The sequence below is a fragment of the Allochromatium humboldtianum genome, from assembly GCF_013385175.1.
In the GTDB taxonomy this organism is placed as follows: Bacteria; Pseudomonadota; Gammaproteobacteria; order Chromatiales; family Chromatiaceae; genus Thermochromatium; species Thermochromatium humboldtianum.
The window spans coordinates 453,555-474,708 of sequence record NZ_JABZEO010000001.1; the positions used below are offsets into that span (position 1 = coordinate 453,555).

13 protein-coding genes are annotated in these 21,154 nt (G+C 65.0%); 7 read left to right on the forward strand and 6 right to left on the reverse strand.

The features are described 5' to 3' along the window. Positions 1-19: 19 nt before the first annotated feature. The 3 genes from HW932_RS02165 to HW932_RS02175 all read left to right on the forward strand — a co-directional run bounded on the left by HW932_RS02165 (position 20) and on the right by HW932_RS02175 (position 3,506). The gene (locus HW932_RS02165) at positions 20-1,351 is read left to right on the forward strand and encodes a four-carbon acid sugar kinase family protein (protein WP_176974849.1); all 1,332 of its coding nucleotides are present in this window, start codon (positions 20-22) and stop codon (positions 1,349-1,351) included. A gap of 166 nt (positions 1,352-1,517) precedes the next feature. After that, the gene (locus tag HW932_RS02170; RefSeq protein ID WP_176974850.1) at positions 1,518-2,402 is read left to right on the forward strand and encodes an ABC transporter ATP-binding protein; all 885 of its coding nucleotides are present in this window, start codon (positions 1,518-1,520) and stop codon (positions 2,400-2,402) included. Between the two features lie 3 nt (positions 2,403-2,405). After that, positions 2,406-3,506 carry an ABC transporter permease gene (locus HW932_RS02175; protein ID WP_176974851.1) on the forward strand — a complete coding sequence of 367 codons (1,101 nt, stop codon included), beginning with the start codon at positions 2,406-2,408 and terminating at the stop codon, positions 3,504-3,506. 15 nt (positions 3,507-3,521) lie between these two features. Here HW932_RS02175 and HW932_RS02180 read toward each other — a convergent pair whose 3' ends face one another. Together HW932_RS02180 and HW932_RS02185 are read right to left on the reverse strand one after the other, a co-directional pair. Next, a complete protein-coding gene (locus HW932_RS02180; protein ID WP_176974852.1) occupies positions 3,522-5,195 on the reverse strand; it encodes an ATP-binding protein in 1,674 nt (557 codons plus the stop codon). Positions 5,196-5,261: 66 nt separating this feature from the next. After that, the gene (locus HW932_RS02185) at positions 5,262-7,943 is read right to left on the reverse strand and encodes a calcium-translocating P-type ATPase, PMCA-type (RefSeq protein WP_176974853.1); all 2,682 of its coding nucleotides are present in this window, start codon (positions 7,941-7,943) and stop codon (positions 5,262-5,264) included. Between the two features lie 125 nt (positions 7,944-8,068). Between HW932_RS02185 and lon the strand changes: the two genes are divergently transcribed. The 4 genes from lon (at position 8,069) to HW932_RS02205 (ending at position 13,803) form a co-directional block, all read left to right on the forward strand. After that, positions 8,069-10,507, forward strand: coding sequence for an endopeptidase La (gene lon, locus HW932_RS02190; protein WP_176974854.1), 2,439 nt, complete (start codon positions 8,069-8,071; stop codon positions 10,505-10,507). 149 nt (positions 10,508-10,656) lie between these two features. Beyond that, positions 10,657-10,917, forward strand: a complete 261-nt coding sequence (locus HW932_RS02195; protein ID WP_176974855.1) for a hypothetical protein — start codon at positions 10,657-10,659, stop codon at positions 10,915-10,917. A gap of 165 nt (positions 10,918-11,082) precedes the next feature. Next, the gene (locus HW932_RS02200; RefSeq protein WP_343046942.1) at positions 11,083-12,033 is read left to right on the forward strand and encodes a GGDEF domain-containing protein; all 951 of its coding nucleotides are present in this window, start codon (positions 11,083-11,085) and stop codon (positions 12,031-12,033) included. Between the two features lie 93 nt (positions 12,034-12,126). After that, positions 12,127-13,803, forward strand: coding sequence for a methyl-accepting chemotaxis protein (locus tag HW932_RS02205; RefSeq protein WP_176974857.1), 1,677 nt, complete (start codon positions 12,127-12,129; stop codon positions 13,801-13,803). Between the two features lie 15 nt (positions 13,804-13,818). Here HW932_RS02205 and HW932_RS02210 read toward each other — a convergent pair whose 3' ends face one another. The 4 genes from HW932_RS02210 to HW932_RS02225 form a co-directional block, all read right to left on the reverse strand. After that, on the reverse strand, positions 13,819-15,870 hold the full coding sequence (locus HW932_RS02210) for a response regulator (RefSeq protein ID WP_176974858.1): 2,052 nt from the start codon (positions 15,868-15,870) through the stop codon (positions 13,819-13,821). A 160-nt stretch (positions 15,871-16,030) separates the two neighbouring features. Next, a complete protein-coding gene (locus tag HW932_RS02215; RefSeq protein ID WP_176974859.1) occupies positions 16,031-17,182 on the reverse strand; it encodes a DUF4340 domain-containing protein in 1,152 nt (383 codons plus the stop codon). A gap of 3 nt (positions 17,183-17,185) precedes the next feature. Continuing rightward, positions 17,186-20,113 carry a Gldg family protein gene (locus tag HW932_RS02220; protein WP_176974860.1) on the reverse strand — a complete coding sequence of 976 codons (2,928 nt, stop codon included), beginning with the start codon at positions 20,111-20,113 and terminating at the stop codon, positions 17,186-17,188. After that, entirely contained in the window at positions 20,106-21,044 is a 939-nt protein-coding gene (locus HW932_RS02225; protein ID WP_176974861.1) for an ABC transporter ATP-binding protein, read from the reverse strand. Before HW932_RS02225 ends, HW932_RS02220 begins: the two co-directional genes overlap by 8 nt. Positions 21,045-21,154: the final 110 nt, after the last annotated feature.

The window sequence follows — 21,154 nt, forward strand, 5'->3', positions numbered from 1 at the left end:
ACTTTTCGCGGAGCCGCTGATGAACGCTTCCACCAAGACCAAGATCATCGCTATCGACGACGACCCGACCGGCTGTCAGACGGTGCATTCCTGTCTGCTGCTGACGCGCTGGCATGTGGAGACACTCGTCGAGGCGCTGAACGATGAGTCACCGCTGTTCTTCGTGCTGAGCAACACGCGCGGTCTGGATGCCGCGCAGGCTGCGGCCGTGACGCGCGAGATCTGCGTCAATCTGCGCGCGGCGCTCGATCGGCTCGCGGGGGATGGGCAGCCGATCCAGCCATTGATCGTCAGCCGTTCGGATTCGACGCTGCGCGGTCACTATCCGGTCGAGACCGATGTCATCGCCGAGGAGCTTGGCCCCTTTGATGCGCATTTCCTGGTGCCGGCTTTCTTCGAGGGCGGACGGATCACGCGCGATGGAGTGCATTATCTGCTGGTCGACGGTCGGCCGGTACCAGTCAACGAGACCGAATTCGCGCGCGACTCGGTCTTCGGTTTCACGCATGCCTTTCTGCCCGACTATGTGGAGGAGAAGACTGGCGGGCGCCTCCAGGCCGGAGAGGTCGAGCGCTTCGGCCTGGACGATGTGCGGGGCGAGATCGGCGCGCGTCTGCTGAGCCTGAGCGGGAACCGCTGCTGTGTAGTCGATGCCGAGCGTCAAGCCGATCTCGACGGCTTCGCGCGTCAGGTGCTCGCGGCGGTGGGGGAGGGCAAGCGTTTTCTGTTTCGCAGCGCGGCCAGTCTCCTGACCGCCTTTGCCGCCCTGCCGCCACAGCCGGTCGCGGCGCAGTCGATGTCGGCCTATGTGCGCGGTGGACGTCCCGGCGTGGTGCTGGTCGGCTCGCATGTGGCCAAGTCGAGCCGGCAGTTGCAGACCCTGATCGAGACGACCGACGTGGCGCCGGTCGAGATTGATCTGGAGCATCTGGTTCAGGACGAGGCAGGGCTGTTCGATACGATCATCGACCGTCTGGAGACGGCCCAGCACCAGAACCGTAATCTGGTGCTCTATACCAGCCGCGGCGAGCGCCGGTTTCCGACCTCGGCCGAGCGTCTGGCCTTTGGTGAGCGGGTCTCTAGCTTTCTGGTGCGGATCGTCCGACATCTGCCGCGCGAGACCGGTTTCCTGATCAGCAAGGGCGGCATCACCTCGAACGACACCCTCAGCCAGGGTCTCGCACTGCGCACGGCGCGCGTACTCGGCCAGATCCTGCCCGGCTGCCCGGTGGTGCGCTGTCCCGCCGATCATCCGCGCCTGCCCGAGTTGCCGGTGGTCATCTTTCCGGGCAATGTCGGTGATGACGCCTCACTGGCCGAGGTCTATCGCATCCTGACGCTTCGCAGCTGAATGAACTCAACGTCTTGGGTATTTCATTTACGCGGCTCTATCCCTTACAGTGCATACGATCGTCTTTCCAACCCGTTGCTTCGGCCACTGACGACGCCCCGATGACCGCGAAACGACTGTGTCAGGCTGAGCCGGAGCGCAAGCCGAACACCAAGGAATCCAACCCATGACCGCTCTGATCGAAGCCCGCAATCTGGTCCGTCTCTATCCCGGCGGCGTGCGCGCGGTCGATGGTCTCAGCTTCCAGGTTGCGCCCGGCGAGTGCTTCGGGCTGCTGGGGCCGAACGGCGCGGGCAAGACGACCACGCTCGAAATGCTCGAAGGCATCCAGACCCCAACCTCGGGACAGGTGCTGTTCAAGGGGCGACCGCTGGGACGCGACGACCGCGAATCGATCGGCATCCAGTTCCAGGCCACAGCGCTCCAGGACTTCCAGACCGTCGCCGAGTCGCTGGCCATGTTCGCCAGTCTCTATCGACGCCACGTCGATCGCGACGAGCTCATCCGGCTCTGTCATCTGGGCGACATCCTCGACCGCGATACCCGCAAGCTCTCCGGCGGCCAGCGTCAGCGGCTGCTGCTGGCCATCGCTCTGGTCAATGATCCCGAACTGGTGTTCCTCGACGAGCCGACCACCGGACTCGATCCGCAGTCGCGGCGCAATTTCTGGGGGCTGATCGAGCAAGTGCGCCGGCGTGGGACCACGGTTCTGATCACGACCCACTATATGGAAGAGGCCGAACGCCTGTGCGACCGGATCGCCATCGTCGATCAGGGGCGCATTCTGGTCGAGGGACGCCCGGAGGCGCTGATTCGCGACCAGTTCCCGGCGCGTCTGATCCGGCTGCCGGATTCGGCCTGGCCGGCCGGTGTGCCGCTGCCGACCGAGGCCCTGGTGCGCAACGGCGAGATCGAACTGCCGACCGAGGAGGTCGCACCCCGGCTCGACGAGCTGGAGCGCATCGGCGTCGATCTGAGCGCCCTGCGCGTGGCCATGCCCAATCTGGAAGACCTCTTCCTCAAGCTCACCGGACACACTCTCAGGACTTGACCCATGTGGACACGCATCCGCGCCATCCTGGTCGCGCGCAACCGGGAGTTCTACCGTGATCGCTCCGGTTTGGGCTGGAACCTCCTGATGCCGATGCTGATGGTGCTGGCCTTTGCCTTCATCTTCCAGGACGAGCAGTCCGATCTGCTCAAGATCGGTGTGCTGACGCCGAGCGGGACGCTGAACGGCGTCGAGTCGCCGATGCTCGACTTGGAGCATGTGACCTTCGTCCCCGTGCCCGTGGCGGATCTGGCGGCGGCCATCGTCAAGGTCGAGCGCCACCAACTGGATCTGTTGCTCGATCCGAGCGCAGCGGTGCCACGCTACTGGGTCAATGGCGACTCGGCCAATGGCTATCTGGCCGAGCGGCTGTTGCTGGCGGTCGAGTCATCCGCATCGGGTTCAGAGGGGCGCGAGCCGGTAGCCGAAGTACAAATTAACGCCGACAGCGGCTCAGGCGTGAGCGCGTCTAACGAACCCGAACGCCAGACCCTGAGCGGCGCGGCTCTGCGCTATGTCGACTGGGTGCTGCCGGGCGTGCTGGCGATGAACATCATGTTCTCCAGCCTGTGGGGCGTGGGCTGGGTGATCGTGCGCTATCGCAAGAACGGCGTGCTGCGCCGGCTCAAGGCCACGCCGCTGAGTCCCTGGGAGTTCCTGACCGCGCAGGTGCTCTCGCGGCTGCTGGTGGTGCTGGGGGCGAGTCTGATCGTCTATCTGGGCACCACTTGGCTGCTGGACGTGCCGATGCGCGGTTCCTATGTGGCGCTGGCGCTGGTCTATGTCGCCGGGTCGCTGTGTCTGATCAGTCTGGGCCTGATCATCGCCGCGCGTCTGCGCACCGAGGAACTGGCCGACGGACTGCTCAATCTGATGTCCTGGCCGATGCTGCTGCTGTCCGGGGTGTTGTTCTCGATGGAGGGCACCAGCGCGTTGGCGCAAGGGGTCTCGCAGGCGTTGCCACTGACGCATCTGGTTGCGGCGGCGCGCGCGGTGATGATCGATGGAGCTGGTGTGGTGGAGGTCTTGCCGGAGATCGGGGTGTTGCTGGCGCTGGCGATCGCTTTCCTGAGTCTGGCGACCTGGATGTTTCGCTGGGAGTGATGGGATGAACCGGGATCACACCGCCCGCCAGTCGGCCTGCGCGAGATTGCGCGCCTGACTGTCGAAGACGAGCCCCAGCTCGAACAGCCCCTTGTTGGGCAGACCGCGATACTTGGCGCTGTAGTCGCGGGCGCGGATCTGGGCCAGGGCGGGGTTGGCGGGTTCCGCGGCCTGCTCCGTGTCGGTCTTTCCGGGCCGGCGACGTTTCTGTTTGGCTCGGGTCTCGGGATCGGTCTGGCCGGCGTCGTCGGAACCCGGAGCACTCGTCGGCCCGGAACCACGCTGAACCTTGATCTCGATGACATAGATGTAGCCCTCCAGCTTGACGGTCAGATCGACCTGACCCTGGTTGGAGATGTCTTCGGGGATGATCTCGGCGTTGAGGCTGGCGAAGAAGGCATAGAGCAGGCTGGCATAGTAGCCCTCGCTCTGCGACAGATCATTGCCCGTGAAATTGCGCCAGGGAATACCGGCGAACAGCCGCTGGATCGCCGCGATCAACTCATCGACATGACCTTGGCGCAGACAGTCGTAGAGTGCCTGCTGCCAGGGCAGTCGCTCGCTGGGCAGTCGCGCGGTGTAGGCATCGACCAGATGATTGGCCAGTGCCTGACGCACTTCCTGATTCGGCACGCGCAGTGCGAACAACCACTGTCCGAAGCTGTCGCGCGTACTGTCGATGGTCAGATAGCCGGTCTGGAACAACAGTGTCACCGGATCGATGCGTTCGATGTCGAACGAGTCGAGGATCTCCTCGCTGGCCTCGATCGTTTCCAGACTCGGCAGAAAGGTACGCCGTGCGCGCAGCAACTCGATGAGAAAGCTCGGGTTGCCGGTCTCGAACCAATAGGGGCGGAATCGCCGGCCTTTGGCGATGAAGAGCAGGATATCGAAGGGGTTGTAGACCGGCTCGCCCAGAAAGCTGTAGCCGTTGTACCACTGCTTGAGCCGCGCCCAGTCGACCCCGTGCAGATGCTCGCCGAAGGTGGTTTCCAGATCGGACTGGGTATAGCCGCACAGGGTGGCGAAGCGCTCATCCAGGGTGAGATCTTCGAGCTGGTTCAGGCCTGAGAACAGACTGACCTTGCTGAACTTGGTCACGCCGGTCATGAAGACGAAGCGGATGTCGGCGTCATGTCCCTTCATCACCGAGTAGAGGTTTTTCAAGCCCTCGCGGATCTCAGCGCCCGCGCCGGTCGGATCGGTGATGTTGTCGAGGATCGGCTTGTCGTATTCGTCGACCAGGATGACGACCGATTGGCCGGTGGCGGCCCGTGCCCCCTGGATGAGTCCGGCGAAGCGCCCGGCAATATCTGTGTCCCGCTCTGCCTCGATCAGTCCCAGACGCCGAGCATTGTCGCGCAGCAGCCAGTCGATGCGCTGGTCGAGTTCGTCACGATTGCGCAGCACCCCGACCGAGAAATCGAACCGGATCACCGGATGACGCCGGCCCCAGTCCCAGTGCTCATGGATATACAGCCCGCGAAACAGCGCCTCGCTCCCTTCGAACAGTTCCTTGAGCGTATCGAGAAACAGGCTCTTGCCGAAGCGGCGCGGACGCGAGAGAAAGTACGACTTGCCCTGACTGACCATGGCCCAGGCATGCGCGGTCTTGTCGACATAGGCATAGCCTTGTTCGATGATCTCGCTGAAGGTCTGGAGACCGATGGGGAGTTTGCGGGCAGTCATGGCGTCACTCTCGTTGGCGGATGTCAGGGTACGCCTCATGGCGTACCCTAAGATTTCGATGCGCGCTCAGCTCGCCGTCACCGGATTCCCGAACACCCGATTGCGTATCGCCTTGCGGATCAGATCCGCCGGAACGATGAGGATCGCCAGCGCCAGCACCAGCAGCCATTCGCCGAACGACAGCCCCACGGTTCGCAGGATCTCGCCGCCGAAGGTGATGAAGAACACCTGGATCGCCATGATCGATGGAATGATGATCGAGAACAGCCGGTTGTCGAGCAGATGCTCGAACAGGTTCAGTCCCTGGGTGCGGGCGTTGAAGGTGTTGAAGATCTGCACGAAGACGAAGAAGGCGAAGAACGCCGTCAGGAACTTGGCCTGGGCTTCATCCGTACCGGCCGCATAGCCGCCGTCGAACCAACCCTGAGTCAGATCACTGGTCAGGAACAGGATACTGATGGCCGCGATCAGACCGCCATTGATCAGGATCGACGACCACATATCGGCGTTGATCAACTGCTCGTCACGCCGCAGCGGCGGTTCGTGCATGTAGCGCCCGAGCGCCGCCTCGCCGGCGAAGGCCAGACCCGCCAGGGTGTCCATGATGATGTTGAGCCACAGCAACTGGGTCATGGTCAGCGGCAGGTCGAAGCCGAAGAACTGCCCCAGGAACACCACCAGGATCGCCGAGACGTTCACCGTCAACTGGAACACCAGGAACTTGCGGATCGATTTGAACAGCGTGCGTCCATAGAGCACTGCCTTGGTCAGCGAAGAGAAGTTGTCGTCGAGGATGACGATGTCGCCCGACTCCTTGGTCATCTCGGTGCCGCTGCCCATCGCAAAGCCCACGTCCGCGTTCTTGACCGCCGGGGCGTCGTTGACCCCGTCGCCGGTCATGCCGACCACCAGATTCAGCTCCTTGGCCAGCTTGACCAGTCGGCTCTTGTCGGTCGGGAAGGCGCGCGCGACCACATAGAGATGCGGCAGGATCTTCTTGACCTCGTCGTCGGAGAGTTCGCCGAGTTCCGCTGAGGTCATGACGATGGCCTGCGGGTCGTCCTCCAGCAGACCCACGTCCTTGGCGATCGCCTGCGCCGTCTCCTTGGCATCACCCGTGATCATGACCACATGGATGCCCGCCTGCTTCGCGGTCTTGACCGACTGATAGGACGTGGTACGCAGCTCGTCGCGCATCCCGAACACGCCGACCAGGGTCAGCGACTCGGGCAGGGCATTGGTCTCGGAGTCGATCGGCGTCTCGGTGACGGCGACCGCTAGCAACCGCATGGCACGCGCCGAGAGTTCGTGCATCGCGGCCTGGAGCGGCGCGGAATCGCTCAGTTCATGGACCTTGCCCTCGCCATCGAGCCAGCGAACGCAGTTCTTCAGAATGACTTCCGGCGCGCCCTTGACCAGGGTCAGCGCCCGCTCGCCACGCACCTGGGTGGCCGAGAATTTGCGGCTGCTGCTGAACGGGATCATGTCCACGACATCGGAATTGTTCGTCGCCAGATAGGGCTTGACAAAGCGCAGCAGGGCCTGCTCGGTGCGGTCGGCGCCGACCAGCTTGGGATCACTGGGGTCGCTGGCATCGATCACGGCACTGGTGTTGTTGCGCAGCGCAAAGCCGGCCTCGTCGCGCAGCGCCTGCGGAATGGCTTCCAGCGACTCGAAACGCTCGCCGGTCCCGGTCAGGAAGGCACTGACCGACAGCTTGCCCTGGGTCAGGGTGCCGGTCTTGTCGGTGAACAGCAGATTGAGACTGCCGGCCGTCTCGATGCCCAGCAGCTTGCGTACCAGCACCTTTTCGCTCAGCAGCTTCTTCATGTTGATGGCCAGCACCATCGCGATCATCATCGGCAACCCTTCGGGCACCGCGACCACGATGACGATGATGGCCAGGATCAGCGCCGTCACCACGTCACTGACGATGAGGCCGATGTCCTGTGCCCAGTAGCTCTCCAGTCCTCCGCCCTGCAGGAAGACGTTGTTGAACATGAAGGCCAGGAAGATGAAAGTCGCTCCGACATAGCCGAAGGTGGCGATATGGCCGCCGAGCACCGTCAGCTTGTGCTGGAGCGGCGAGAGCCGGTCCTCGGCCGAGAGCAGTTCCTTCATGGTCTGACCATAGCGGGTCTTGTCGCCCACGGCGGTGGCGCGCATCACGCACTCGCCGTCGACCAGCAGCCCGGCGCGCGACAGACGATGCTCCTCGGGCGCGGCGTCATCGGTCTTGCCGTCGGGCAGGCTGCTCTTCTTGACCGGCTCGGATTCACCCGTCAGCGCCGCCTCGTCGACCTCGGCATGACCGCCGATCAGCAGACCATCGGTGGGGACGGTGTCGCCCGGTTGCAGTAGCACATGATCCCCGACCACCAGATCATTGATCGGGATCTCGGTCAGATGGCCGTTGCGAAACACCTTGACCCTGATTAGCGAGGCTTCCTCCAGCAGGCGCTGGAAGGACTGTTCGTTGCTGTACTCAGACCAGGTGGCGACGAAGGTGGCGATGACCACCGCAAAGGCGATACCGACGCTCTCGTACCACTCGGCATAGCCGAGGAACGTCAGGAGTACCGTGATCGCGAGTGCCACGATCAGGATGATGATGATCGGATCCTTGAGATTGCCGAGCAGCTTGTCCCAGAAGGTCTCGGTCTCCTGGCTGGCGACGGCGTTGGATCCATGCTGGGCGCGTGAGCGCTCGGCCTCGTGGTCGGTCAGTCCCGGATAGCTGAACTTCATGGCGCGGAATCTCCATCGGCATGGTTGTAAGTCAGGACTGACTATCTTACCGCCGCTTGCAAATCGACGGCGAAAACCTGAAATTGGCCACTCCTGTGTGTGGTATTGCGAGTGAGGCCAACAGCATGTCGGATGAGGATCAGGTGACGAACGCGGAGCACGACGAAACCCTGGAGTCGGGCGCCGATCTGGAGCAGGAGCAGGAGTCGGACGAGGAATCGACTCCGATTCAACTGGCGCGCGCCAACGACGTGCTGCCCGGCGAGATCCATCTGCTCCCCGTCGCCTCGCGTCCCTTCTTCCCCGGTCAGGCGGTGCCGCTGATGATGTCGGCCGAACCCTGGGCGCCGACCATGAAGGCCGTGGCCAAGACCGATCACAAGATCCTCGGCGTGGTGCTGGTCGACAGCGAGACCTCGGAAGAGGCGACCACGGAGAATTTCAGACAGATCGGCACGGCCTGCCGCGTGCATCGCATCCATCAGCAGGACGGGCATCTGCAAGTCCTGGTCGAGTGTCTGCAACGCTTCAAGATCGAGGGCTGGGCGCATCCCGAGACGCCGTTTCGCGCCCGCGTGACCTATCTGCCCGAGCCGGAAGGCCCGCCCAACGCCGAGGTCAAAGCCTATGCGATGGCGGTCATCAACACCATCAAGGAGCTGCTGCCGCTCAATCCGCTCTATGTCGAGGAACTGCGTATGTTCCTCGACCGCTTCGGCCCCGACGATCCTTCGCATCTGGCCGATTTCGCGGCCAGTCTCACCACCTCGACCAAGGATCAGCTCCAGGAAGTCCTGGAGATCCTGCCGCTCCTGCAACGCATGGAAAAGGTGCTGGTCCTGCTCAACAACGAGCTGGAACTGGCCCGCGCCCAGCAGAAGATCCGGCGCACGGTCGAGGAGAAGATGCACAAGCAGCAGCGCGAGTTCTTCCTGCGCGAGCAGCTCAAGGCGATCCAGAAGGAACTGGGCATCGCCAAGGACGACCGCACCGCCGAGATCGACAAGTTCCGCGAACGGCTCGAAAAGCTCACCCTGACCGAGCAGGCCCAGAAGCGTGTCGACGAGGAACTCGACAAACTCGGGATGCTGGAGACCGGCTCGCCCGAGTATGCCGTCACCCGCAACTATCTGGACTGGATCACGCTCCTGCCCTGGGGCAAGCATTCCGACGACATCCTGAATCTCAAGCGCGCGCGGCGCATCCTCGACCGCGATCATTACGGTCTGGAGGACGTCAAGGAACGCATCCTCGAATTCCTCGCCGTCGGCATCCACAAGGGCGAGATCTCCGGCTCGATCATCCTGCTGGTCGGCCCGCCCGGCGTGGGCAAGACCTCGATCGGACACTCGATCGCCGATGCGCTCGGACGGCGGTTCTATCGCTTCTCGGTCGGCGGCATCCGCGACGAGGCCGAGATCAAGGGCCATCGTCGTACCTACATCGGCGCCATGCCGGGCAAGTTCCTGCAAGCGATGAAGGAGGCCGAGACTTCGAATCCGGTGATCCTGCTCGACGAGATCGACAAGATCGGGGCGTCCTATCACGGCGATCCGGCCTCGGCGCTGCTGGAAGTGCTCGACCCGGAGCAGAACACCGACTTCCTCGATCATTACCTGGATCTGCGTTTCGATCTGTCCAAAGCGCTGTTCGTCTGCACCGCCAACCAGCTCGACACCATTCCGGGACCGCTGCTCGACCGCATGGAGGTCATCAAGCTCTCGGGTTACATCGCCGAGGAAAAACTCCAGATCGCCAAAAAGTACCTGCTGCCGCGCCAGATCGAACGCGCCGGACTGGGCAAGAAGGCGGTCAAGCTCGACAGCACGACCCTGCGCGCCCTGATCGAGCGCTATGCACGCGATGCCGGCGTGCGTCGGTTGGAGAAACAGCTCGGCAAGATCGTGCGCAAGGTCGCGGTACGGATGCTCGAAGGCGAGGAGATCCCGATCCGGGTGCGTGAGCAGGATCTCAAGGGCTATCTCGGCAGTCCGGTGTTCCGCGACGAGCGCAAGCTCTCAGGACCGGGCGTGGTCACGGGGTTGGCCTGGACCGCCATGGGCGGGGCGACGCTCTCGATCGAGGCCGCGCACACTCACAGCTTCACGCGCGGCTTCAAGCTCACCGGCCAGCTCGGCGACGTGATGAAGGAATCGGCCGAGATCGCCTATGGCTATGTGGTCAGCCATGCCCAGGACTTCGGGGTCGATCCCGCGTTCTTCGAGAAGTCCTTCATCCATGTCCATGTCCCGGCCGGCGCCACGCCCAAGGACGGCCCTTCCGCCGGCATCACCATGGCCTCGGCGCTGCTGTCGCTGGCACGCAAACAGCCGGTGCGGCGCATCGCCATGACCGGCGAGATCACCCTCACCGGCGAGGTGTTCCCGGTCGGCGGTATCCGCGAAAAGCTCATCGCCGCCCGTCGCGCCGGGATCAAGGAGATCATCCTGCCCGCCGACAATCAGGGCGACTTCGAGGAAGTGCCCGAGCATGTGCGCAAGGGACTGGAGGTCCATTTCGCCTCGCGCTTCGAGGACGTGCTGCCCTGGCTGTTCAAACGCTGAACCGAGCGGGCTGAACCGCACCGCCGCCGCGCCGGCTCAAGGAATCGCACGACACGCCGATACACTCGCCATGTAGGCGGGTGCGGGCATCGGCGACAGGGCTGGCCCGCTCCCAGGTCGAATCATCGGCGTCTTGCCTGGAGTCAGCGGTGAACAACAGACTGGAACGCGAAGGCCCGACAGTGGCGGGTACGAGGGGCGTGGTCGAGTCGATCGACGCCCATTGGCAGGACGAGCGGCTGTGGCTGGAACTCGTCTCCGATCCAAAGACCCGTCATTGGTCGGTACGGGTGCGGGATGAATTCGGGCAGCGTGTGCAGCGTCAACTTGGTCTCGATCGGGCGCTGGGGATGCTGGCCTGCGGCGCACGCGGTCGCGCCCGCCCGCCGCTGAGCCGGAGGGACGTCTGAATGTCGGTCGAGATGCCGGTTTCACGGCGGTTCGTGCGTTCGAGCGTCAGTGAGCCGTCGTTTCAGGCCGCCATTGGACAGAATGACGCCCAATCAAAGGCTTGGAGCCAGTTGGCACAGCTTTCGCTATATCCGGAACATGGCTCATCTTTCCGGGGGCGTCATGTGTCATCCCATCATCAAATCGATTCTGCGCGACTGGCGCTCGTTCCCACGGCCGGCCCGAGTCGCCGTCAACCTCCCGAGACCATCGATACCGTCCGCTTCCTGCAGGCCGTCACCGCCTCACTGGAGCTCGACGAGGTGCTCGACGCGCTCAACGAATTCCTGCATCAGGCCTTCGAACACGGCGGCTGGGAGTATCGCGCCCCGAACGACGAGTTCCGTCTGACCGGCGGTCGCTCCGAGCGTCATCGGATCGAATACAATCTGACGCTCAACGGCCAGGACTTGGGCGCGCTCAAGCTCATGCGCGGACGGCGTTTCTCCGAGGACGATCAGCAACGCATCGAGGGACTGCTGGCACTCGCCGCGCCCGCTGTCCAGAACGCCCTGCGTTTCTCGCACGTCAATCGCCAGCTGGAGCGCGACCCCCTGACGGGACTCGGCAACCGCCGCGCCCTGACGCTCCAGGGCGAATACTGGCGCGCCGACAGCGTGCGTCATCACCATCCGCTCTCGATGCTGGTCCTGGATCTGGATCGCTTCAAGGCCGTCAACGACACTTACGGCCACCCGGTCGGCGACCGTATCCTGTGCAAGGTCGCCGAGACCCTGATGACCGTGACCCGTACCGCCGATCTCTGCGTGCGTCTGGGCGGCGACGAATTCGTCGTGCTCCTGCCCGAGACCGGTCCGGAAGCGGCCCAGGACTGCGCCGAGCGCATCCGCTGCGCACTGGAACGGCAGTTCGTCGAGACCGAATCCGGCCGGCGCGTCGGGATCAGCGTGAGTATCGGCGCCGCGACCCTGAGATCCGACATGAGCCTCGATCAGCTCTACCAGCACGCCGATGCGGCCCTCTATGTCGCCAAGCAGGCGCGTGACACCGACAACGCCGGGCCGCGAACGGCTCCTATAACCGCTTGCGGGCACCGGACGATACGTAAGGAGTGATGGGATCGACACCGCTCGACGGCGACTTCGTTTAGACTGTCCCGCCATGTTTGCGTCATCATCCTCCAAACAAGCCTCGGGGCAGCAAGTAGCATGTTGAAGAACACTCGATTGAGCGTGAAGCTGGCCGCCAGTTTCTTGGCGATGGCGGTGATCCTATTGATCCTTGGTGTCCTGGGTATCAGGGGTGAGCTGAGTATGCGTGATCATCTCATCGCGATGAGCCAGGAGAGTCTGCCGGCGATCGTGCAACTCAATCGGCTCAATTACGAGCGCGCTCAGATCCGTAGTCAAACCTATGAGACCAAGGGGCTGACGACCTGGGGACCGCGCACACGAGAACTGCTCGAACAGGTTCTGCGCCAGCGTGTCGCCTCCTGGACCATCGTCGAGGATGCGCTCGCCCGACTCGAGAAGCTCCCGCAGTCCGTCAGTGAGCAGGCCGTCTTCTCGGCCCTCAAGACCGATTACGCGAGCTGGCGCGAGCATTACGCCGAACTCGATCGCCTGACGCGCGGGATGCTCGATGCCCAGGATCAGGACACCTATTCCGCCGTGCTGGCGCAATTTGCACAGCGGGTCGACGAGAGCTTCCTGGTCTCCGACCGGGTCGGCGTGCTCATCGAGTCCCTGGTCGCGCTCAGAAACACGTCTTCCGGCGACAGGCTGGCGCAGGCCCTCAAGGAGGGGGATTTCATGGTCATGCTCTATGGAAGCGGTATGGCCGTGGGCCTGATCCTGGCCGCCATCCTCGGTTTCCTCATCACCCACAGCACACTGCGTCAGCTCGGCGGCGAGCCGGCGCGGGTGGTGGCCGTCGTCAACCAGCTCGCCGAGGGCGACCTGACGACCACTATCCAGCTGCGTCCAGGAGACAAGACCAGCCTCATGGCGTCCATGGCGCGCATGGTCGAGAACATGCGGCGCGTGCTGCGCGACGTCTCCAACGCCAGCTCTCAGGTCGCGGCCGCCGCCGTCGAACTCTCGGCCACCAGCGAGGAGACCAATCAGCAGGTGCGCCTCGAGCAGTCCGAGACCGATCAGGTCGCCACCGCCATGAATGAGATGACGGCCACGGTCGAGGAGGTTGCACGTCATGCCGCCGCCGCCGCGCGCGCCGCCCAGGAAACCGACCACGAGACCGAGGCCGGCAGCGAGGTCGTGGCACAGACGATCTCGGCCATCGACCTGCTGGCCCAGGAGGTCGAGTCGGCCAGTCAGGTGATCGCGCGACTCTCCGAGGACAGCACCGAGATCGGCGCCGTGCTGGACGTGATCCGGGGCGTGGCCGAGCAGACCAATCTGCTGGCGCTCAACGCGGCCATCGAAGCGGCGCGCGCCGGTGAGCAGGGACGCGGCTTCGCTGTCGTAGCCGCCGAGGTGCGGACTCTGGCCAGCCGCACCCAGTCCTCGATCCAGGACATCCAGGAGAAGATCGAACGGGTGCAGAACGGCTCGACGGGTGCGGTGTCGGTGATGGCCAAGGGGCAGGAGATGGCGCGCGAGAGCGTGGCTCAGGCCCAGCGTGCCGGCGAATCGCTCCAGGCCATCAGCGCCGCCATCACCAGCATCACCGACATGAACCGCCAGATCGCCAGCGCGGCTGAGGAACAGACCGCCGTGGCCGAAGAGATCAACCGCAACATCCACACCATCTCCTCGACGGTCGATCAGACCGCCGCCGGCGCGGCCCATATCGCCAGCGCCAGCGAAGAGCTGGCGCGGCTGGCCAGCATGCTCCAGGAGCGGGTCGCGCGCTTCAGGCTCTGAGGTCGGAGAATCCCGTCACTCCAGCGGGTCGTCGTCGTGCCGGACGAACCGCTGGATCAAGTCTTCCAGAACCGCTGGATTGAGGGGCTTGACGATATGCTCGTCGAGGCCGAACGCCAGACAGCGTTCGCGCTCGCTGTCCAGCCCCAGTGTGCTCAGGCCGATGATGGGGGTGCGTCGCGCGCCCGGCTCCTCCAGACGGCGCATGGTACGCGCGACCTCGATCCCATCGACGTCCGGCAGGTAGAGATCCAGGAAGACCAGATCATAGGTCTCGGATCGGAACTGCTCGATGGCCAGCCCGCCGCTGTTGACGATCAGGGTCTCGTGGCCCCACTCCTGGAGCAGGGTGCTGGCGAGCTTCTGGTGCAGCAGCCCGCTCTCGACCAGCAGGATGCGCAGACGCTGGCGGTACTCGACCAGCATGTGCCGGGTGAGCAGCGGACGCGCCTGCCGGGTCGAATCCAGCGGTACGAGCAGCCGCGTGAGCAGCTCGCGCAACTCGCGCGGCGAGGCCGGTTTGGTGAGGAAGGCGTCGATCCCGACCTCGCGGCAGCGCTGGGCGTCGCCGCGCTGTCCGATCGAGGCCAGCATCACGAGCGCCGCCCGCTCGGTCGGGAGTGCGTCTCTCAGGCGGGCCGCCAACTCGAATCCGTCGAGCTCGGGCAGCGTGGAATCGAAGACATAGACGTCGAATGCCTGACCCCGTGCCTGACAGGCGCGCGCCAACTCCAGCGCCTGACGCCCGGCGCCCGCCTCCTGGACCTCGAATCCCCAGTGTCTGAACCAATAGGCCAGCGTGCGCCGTGCGATGGTCTGATCGTCGACGATGAGCGCGCGTCTGCCGGGCCAGCTCGCCAGCAGGCGCGGGGCGGCCTCGCTGGAGTCCAGGCGGACGAGGGGGATCATCAAGTGCAGGCTCCCGGAGTCCTGGGTCTCGATCCAGAGCCGGCCGCCCATGCGTTCGACCAGGCGCGCACAGGTGGTCAGACGCAGTCCGCCATCGCTGAAGTCCGGTGTCTGTGCCGCATCCGTCGTCGCGGCGGGATCGATCAGGCGCTGCAGCTCGGTGAGCGGAGGTCTGAGGCCCAGGATCGAGAACTGGATCCAGTCCAGCGTCGGATCCTCGCGGCTGAGTCGCCGTGACTGAAGACACAGCCTGTCATCGCGACCGAAGACGAGTGCTGTATTCCAGAGCGTGGTCAGCACCTGACGGATGCGGCTCGGATCCCCCTGACTGTGGGTCGGCAGGGCGTCGAGTCGTTCGTACTGGATCTCGCGTCCCTGGCTTCTGGCGGTGGTCGCGAGCGTGTCGATCAGGTCGGCGATCAACACCGAGGGATTGAAGGGGATCCGCTCGATGGTCATCTGGCCGGTCTCGATGCGTGTGAAATCGAGCAGTTCGTCGATCTGGCCGAGCAGGCGGGCGGACGCCGAACGAATGTGATCGAGATAGTGGCGCTGGGTCTGTTCGAGTGACGTATGCAGCGTCAATTCGCTGAGTTCGAGGATGTCCTTGACCGGGGCGCGGATCTCGTGGCCGATGTCGGCGAGACGCTGGTTCCTGGCGCGGTGTGCCGATTCGATCCCGTGCTGGAGTTCGATACGGCGGCGTGCGCCGCGCGCGGCCTGGGCCAGGGTCATGGCCACTAGGGCCAGTCCCTGCTGGAGGTCGGGTGTCGGCTCACCGGCCGTCGCCGGACGCACGAGGATCAGGAGACCGAATCCGGGGAGGCGCGCGGCCAGTACATGGCCCATCTCGCCCGAGGTCAGGATCGGGAGTCCCTGTGGACGTTCGGCCAGGGCCGTTTCCAGCGCGCCCGGCGACCAGTCGTCCCAGAAGGCGCCATAGAGCGGATCGCGTGGCAGTGCATCCGGGTGCAGGCAGACGAGGGTGGGCTGTCCGGGTGGAGTGGAGGCCGGAGACTCCAGCACGGCGCCGCCGCCCGCCTCCAGCAGGCGCACCATCTCGGCCAGAAAACGCTGGAGCATCGGCTCCAGTTCCAGTGAGTCATCGATCGCCCGCGACAACTCGCCGAGCAGCTCGTAGGCATTGGAGGGGGTCATGATCGTCGATGGTCCGAGCGGGCGTTGCGCGATGTTCGGGCGGCTCCGCGGAGGGTGTGGAACGCCCTCCGTCGAGCCCATTCAACGAATCACTATAATCGAGTCACCCGGCTTCGTCATCCCGGGTCGAATGATGGCGGCGATCCCTCGCCGTCGGATCTCAGTCGGCGTCCGTGTCTGAGGCCGGTGTTGTGCCGACCGGGGCCGGCGCCTTGTCAGTCACAGGCGACTCAGGCGCGGCGGGCGCGGCGGATTCCGGTTGCGCGTCTGTGGCCGTTGTCGGCTCGGGCTGGACGATGAGCTTGGAGCGCTCCAGATCGACCCAGTCCATCAGGTCGTATTTCGAGAGTTTGAAGGCTTGTGGACGGGCGGCATCCTTGAGCACATAGTCCTCGCTCCCGGCGAGCCTGGCGATCCGGTAGGCGCGTGACTCGCCCGCGCTTAGTTCGATCTTCAGCTCGAGCACGGGGTTCGACGCGTCCTCGGCTGGGGCCTCTGTCGCGGCGAAGACGTCGCGATAACTCAGGTTGGCCAGGGTACGCACCAGCTCGCGTGCCTTGTCCTGGTCCAGCGGCTCGTCCGCGCCGGCGCCGGCCAGACGCCAGTCCTCGCCGTCCTTCTCCAGACGCCAGTCGGCGCCTTTGATGGCGGTGATCTTCGCCTGATCGAGGCGCAGCTGCCCCTGGTCGAGCCAGTCGACACGGCGGTTGGAGACGTCGGCGATCGCCAGATCCAGCTCGTAGACGGCCGAGTCGTCCGCCGGGCGGCCGAACAGCCGCTTGAAGCGCGGTGTCTCGCCCAGGATCAGGGTCGCGATCTGTCCCTGTGCGCCTTCGAGCGTCAGACGCCGGTTGAAGCCGGTGTCGGCGACCTTGAAGCGTTCGCGCGCCTCGGCGCTGGTGGCCACGGGTAGCGGGCGTTTGAGGCCAGCCAGCGTGGCCAGGAGTTGATCGGCCTTGAAGCCGGCGGCCGGGAAGTCGCCCAGGCCGCCGATCACCCAGGCGCTGCCGTCGCGCCGTTCGAGGCGCACCGGATCGGCGCCGTCCGAGCTTTCGATACGGATCGCCGTCACCTGCGCCGGCTCGAAGTCGATGAGCGGCGTTTGCGGGGCGAAGGCGCGCGTGCTCGGGGCGCTCAGGCTCTGGCCGAGTGCGATCAGCAGTTGCAGCGCGAGCAGTCCGGCCAGCCCCATGACCAGGGGGGTGCGCAGATCCGGACGCCAGCCGAGATCGGTCTGAAGGCTTGGTGCGCTGGTGTCGGCGGCGGTCTCGCTCGCCGACTTCGAGAGCGATGTCGTGTTGGTCGCTGTCATGATTCACTGACCTCCTTGACCCAGGATGGCGGCATGGTAGCGGGCGCGACGGGCGCGGGCGCGACGATGCAGCGCGTAGACGAGCGCCAGTCCGCCGAGTGCCAGCAGATAGTTGAGCGACTCCCAGAAGAGGCGTGCCTCGCGTCCGATCGGATCGAGCAGACGTCCGAACTGACCCTGGCCGCGCAGCGACAGCAGTCCACGATCCTCCAGCGACCAGTCGATGGCGTTCTGGACCAGTTCGAGCGGCTTGAGATAACGGCTCTGGGTGGCCTCGTTGGCAAGACTGATGGCGGTGTCGCCGAGGAAGCTGGACGAGCCGAGCAGGATCAGCCGCGCCGACTCGGGCGAGCTGTCGATGACGGCCGAGATGACCGGCTGTTTGGAGCCTTCGGCATTGTTGTTTTCCTCGGGCGTCGATGAGGCGGCCTCCACGTCGGTGTCGGACTCGGCACTGGCTTCCTCCTTGGCCAGTAGCGGCGATGGCTGACCGGCGAACGGCGAATCGAACCGTCCTTCGACAGCCACAGCCAGCAGCTTGCGTCCGCGATCCTCGCCCTTGGGGAAGCCGAGCGCACCATGGGCCTCGAAGTCGGGCTGCATGTTCTCCGAATCGCTGCTCCAGGCGGCGTCCGAACTCTGGAGCAGGCGCGTGACCCTGCGTCCGGCGTTCTTCGTCGCGTCGAGCGTGATCGGCGAGGACCAGTTGAGCGTGATCTGACCCAGACCGGCGGTGATCGGGCTGTCCTCGGCCAGTCCCTCGCCCCGGATGTCGGGGAAATAGGGATAGTCGAGCGTCTGGATCTCCTGGACCGTGAAGCCGCCCAGATCGCGCTGGACCGGGATCGGGAAGGGTGTGTTGCGCGGATCGAGCACCAGGCTGGATTCGAGCTTCAGGCCATGCTGCGCGAGCCAGTCGCCCAGCCCGGTGTCGATCTTGCGCGCGCCGATGGCGCCGCCGGTCAGATCCAGATTGAAGCTGGAGGCGGCCAGGATCACGGTTCCGCCCTGCATCAGGAATTGGTCGATGGCGAAGCGCTGTTTCTCGTCCAGCGACTCGGGACCGACGACCAGCAGCAGATCGGCGTCCTCCGGCACCTGACCCGAGGTGAGATCGGTCTCGCGCAGGTTGAAGCTGTCCTGGAGCGTCTGACGCAGCAGGCTGTAGTCGTCGCCCGTCGAGCCGCCCATGCCGAAGGGGTTGGGCTTGGGGCCGGGCGCGAAGAGTGCCACGGTGCGCAGTACGCCGGGTGCGAAACGCTTGATCGCCGATTCGATCGAACGGTTCAGCCCACTGCGGTCCAGCGATTCGGGCAGCGGCACCGGGATGCTCCGTGCGCCATCCTCTAGCACCAGATAGAAATAGAAGGGTGTGGGATCGAGCAGACTGACCACCAGCGGCTCGAAGCCATACTGCTCCTGGATCGTCTTGGCCAGGGCGCCATCACCGGCCGCCGGATCCTGGATCTCGAAGCTGAAACGGCCGTTCGACTTGGACTGCAACTCACCGAGGAGCGACTCCAGATCGGTGCGCAAACCGGGTAGCGGTTCGGGCAGCGTGTCCGATGCCGAGACGAACGCCTTGAGCGTCAGCGGCTTGGACAGGTTGGCGAACAGATCGCCGCCGCCCTGATAGCCCTGGAGCACCTTGCGGATGGTGCGCGTCAGGTCGTACTCAGGATGGCGCAGACGCACGTCGAGATCCGTCTCGCTGCGGACCTTGACGTCGATCAGATCCTGGAAGCTCAGGGTCTCGTACTGATCGCCGTATTTGATCAGGATGTCGAAATAGGAATTGACCACGGCGGCCTGATACTTGGTCGCGGTCTGGAAGGCGACCGGACGGATGCCGTACTGCTCGCCGGCCTCGCGCTCCAGCTCTGGCGACTGCTGAGGATCGACGATCTCCACGCGCACCCTGTCGCCGCCGGCGATCTGATATTCCTCCAGCAGGTCGCGCAGTTGCGGGACCAGCGGCGCGAGCAGCGGATGGGTCTGGGCGCTGAAATAGCCTCGGATCAGCAGCGGTTCCTGGAGCTGATCCAGATAGGTCCGGGTGGCCTCGGAGAGACTGTAGAGCCGGCCCTCGGTCAGATCGGCGCGCGCGCCGGTCACGCCCTGCATCCAGAGATTGGCGGCGATCAGATTGGCCACCGCCAGCCCCGTAACCAGGGTCCAGCGCCGATGATGACGCGGATTGGCCTCCGGCTCGGCCCAGCGCAGACGTTCCAGGCCGTGGATGGTGAGTGCCAGGAAGACGCCGGTCAGGCTCAGGTAGTAATAGAGATCACGCACATCGATCACACCGCGCGTGATCGACTCGAAGCGTGCGCCGCTGCCGATCAGCCGCAGGAGTTCACCGCCGCCGTGTCCGACCAGACTGGTGAGCGCCGGCGAGCCGATGACATAGAAGGCCGCGCTGACCAGGGTCGCGCCGATCAGGGCCACGATCGGATTGTCGGTCCGTGCCGAGACGAAGAGTCCGATGGCGACATAGGCCGAGGCCAGCAGCAGCGCCGCCAGATAGGCGCCGATGACCGGCCCCCAGTCGAGCGGCCCGAGCAGCGAGACCGTGATCGGCAGCGGCAGGGTCAGGGCCAGCGCCACGGCGACCAGCCCGAGCGCGGCCAGGAACTTGCCGAGCACCAGCTTGGGCGTGGCCACCGGCAGGGTCAGCAGGTTCTCCAGCGTCCCGGCGCGCCGCTCCTCGCTCCACATTCGCATGGTGAGCGCGGCGCACAGAAAGATCAGCAGGATCGGCATCCACTCGAACAGCGGACGCGCGTCGGCGATGTTGCGGGCGAAGAAGGCATCCACCCAGAAGAAGACGAACAGCGACACCGCCAAAAAGGTGCCGATGAAGATATAGGCCACCGGCGAGCCGAAGAAGGCCGCCAGCTCGCGGCGGGCCACGCGGACGATCTCAGCCATGGGTCGCCTCCATCCGTTCCAGGGTCACGGCGCCGAACAGCGCCTCCAGGTCTTGGCGTTCGGTCTCCAGACCGTGCAGCGACCAGCCGCGCTCGCAGACGGCGCGGGCGACGCCGGGCGCAGCCGATTGAGCGTCGTCGGTTTCGAGCGCGAAGCGATGGCGCGTACCGTCCTGATCCAGCAGGACCGCCGAGCCGATACCGTCCAGCGCCGAGAGCGCCGGCAGCGCCTCGTCCGGATCGCGATCCAGCGTCACCACCAGACGCGGCCGGCGTCCGATGGCGTCGAGCCGGCTGTCGAGCGCCAGTTGACCGCCGCGCATGATGAGCACCCGCCCGCAGACCGCCTCGACCTCCTGCAGGATGTGGGTCGAGATGATGAGCGTGGCCTCGCGCGCCAGCTCGCGCACCAAGGCGCGCATGTGCTGGATCTGGGCCGGGTCGAGTCCGTTGGTCGGCTCGTCGAGGATGAGGATGCGCGGCTCGTGCAGGATCGCCTGGGCCACGCCGACGCGCTGACGGTAGCCGCGCGACAGGGTGCCGATGGCGGCGGTCGCCTTGGCGCCGAGTTCGGTGCGCTCGACGGCCCGACGGATCGCCGCCGGACGTCGGTCGGGCGCCAGACCCAGCAGGGATGCCTGATAGTCCAGTGAATCGAGCACCGTCATCTCGGGATAGAGCGGACAGTTCTCGGGCAGATAGCCGATGCGGCGTTGCGCCTCGCGGCGTTGTTCGGCGATGTCCAGTCCGTCGATCCGGATCGTTCCGGCACTCGGTTCGAGATAGCCGGTCAGCATCTTCATGATGGTGGTCTTGCCCGCGCCATTGTGGCCGAGCAGACCCACGATCTCACCCGTGTCGATGCTGAACGAGACGTCCTGGACCGCCTTGAGTGCGCCATAGTGGCGACTGAGGTGGCGAACCTCGATCATTGAGTCTCTCCTGTCTCGATTGCTCGCGGTGTCTTGGAGGGTAGGGCACAGCGGCCCCATACGGGCGCGGATTTCAACCAAGCCGGTCGCGGCGCGCAAGTGGGCGATGA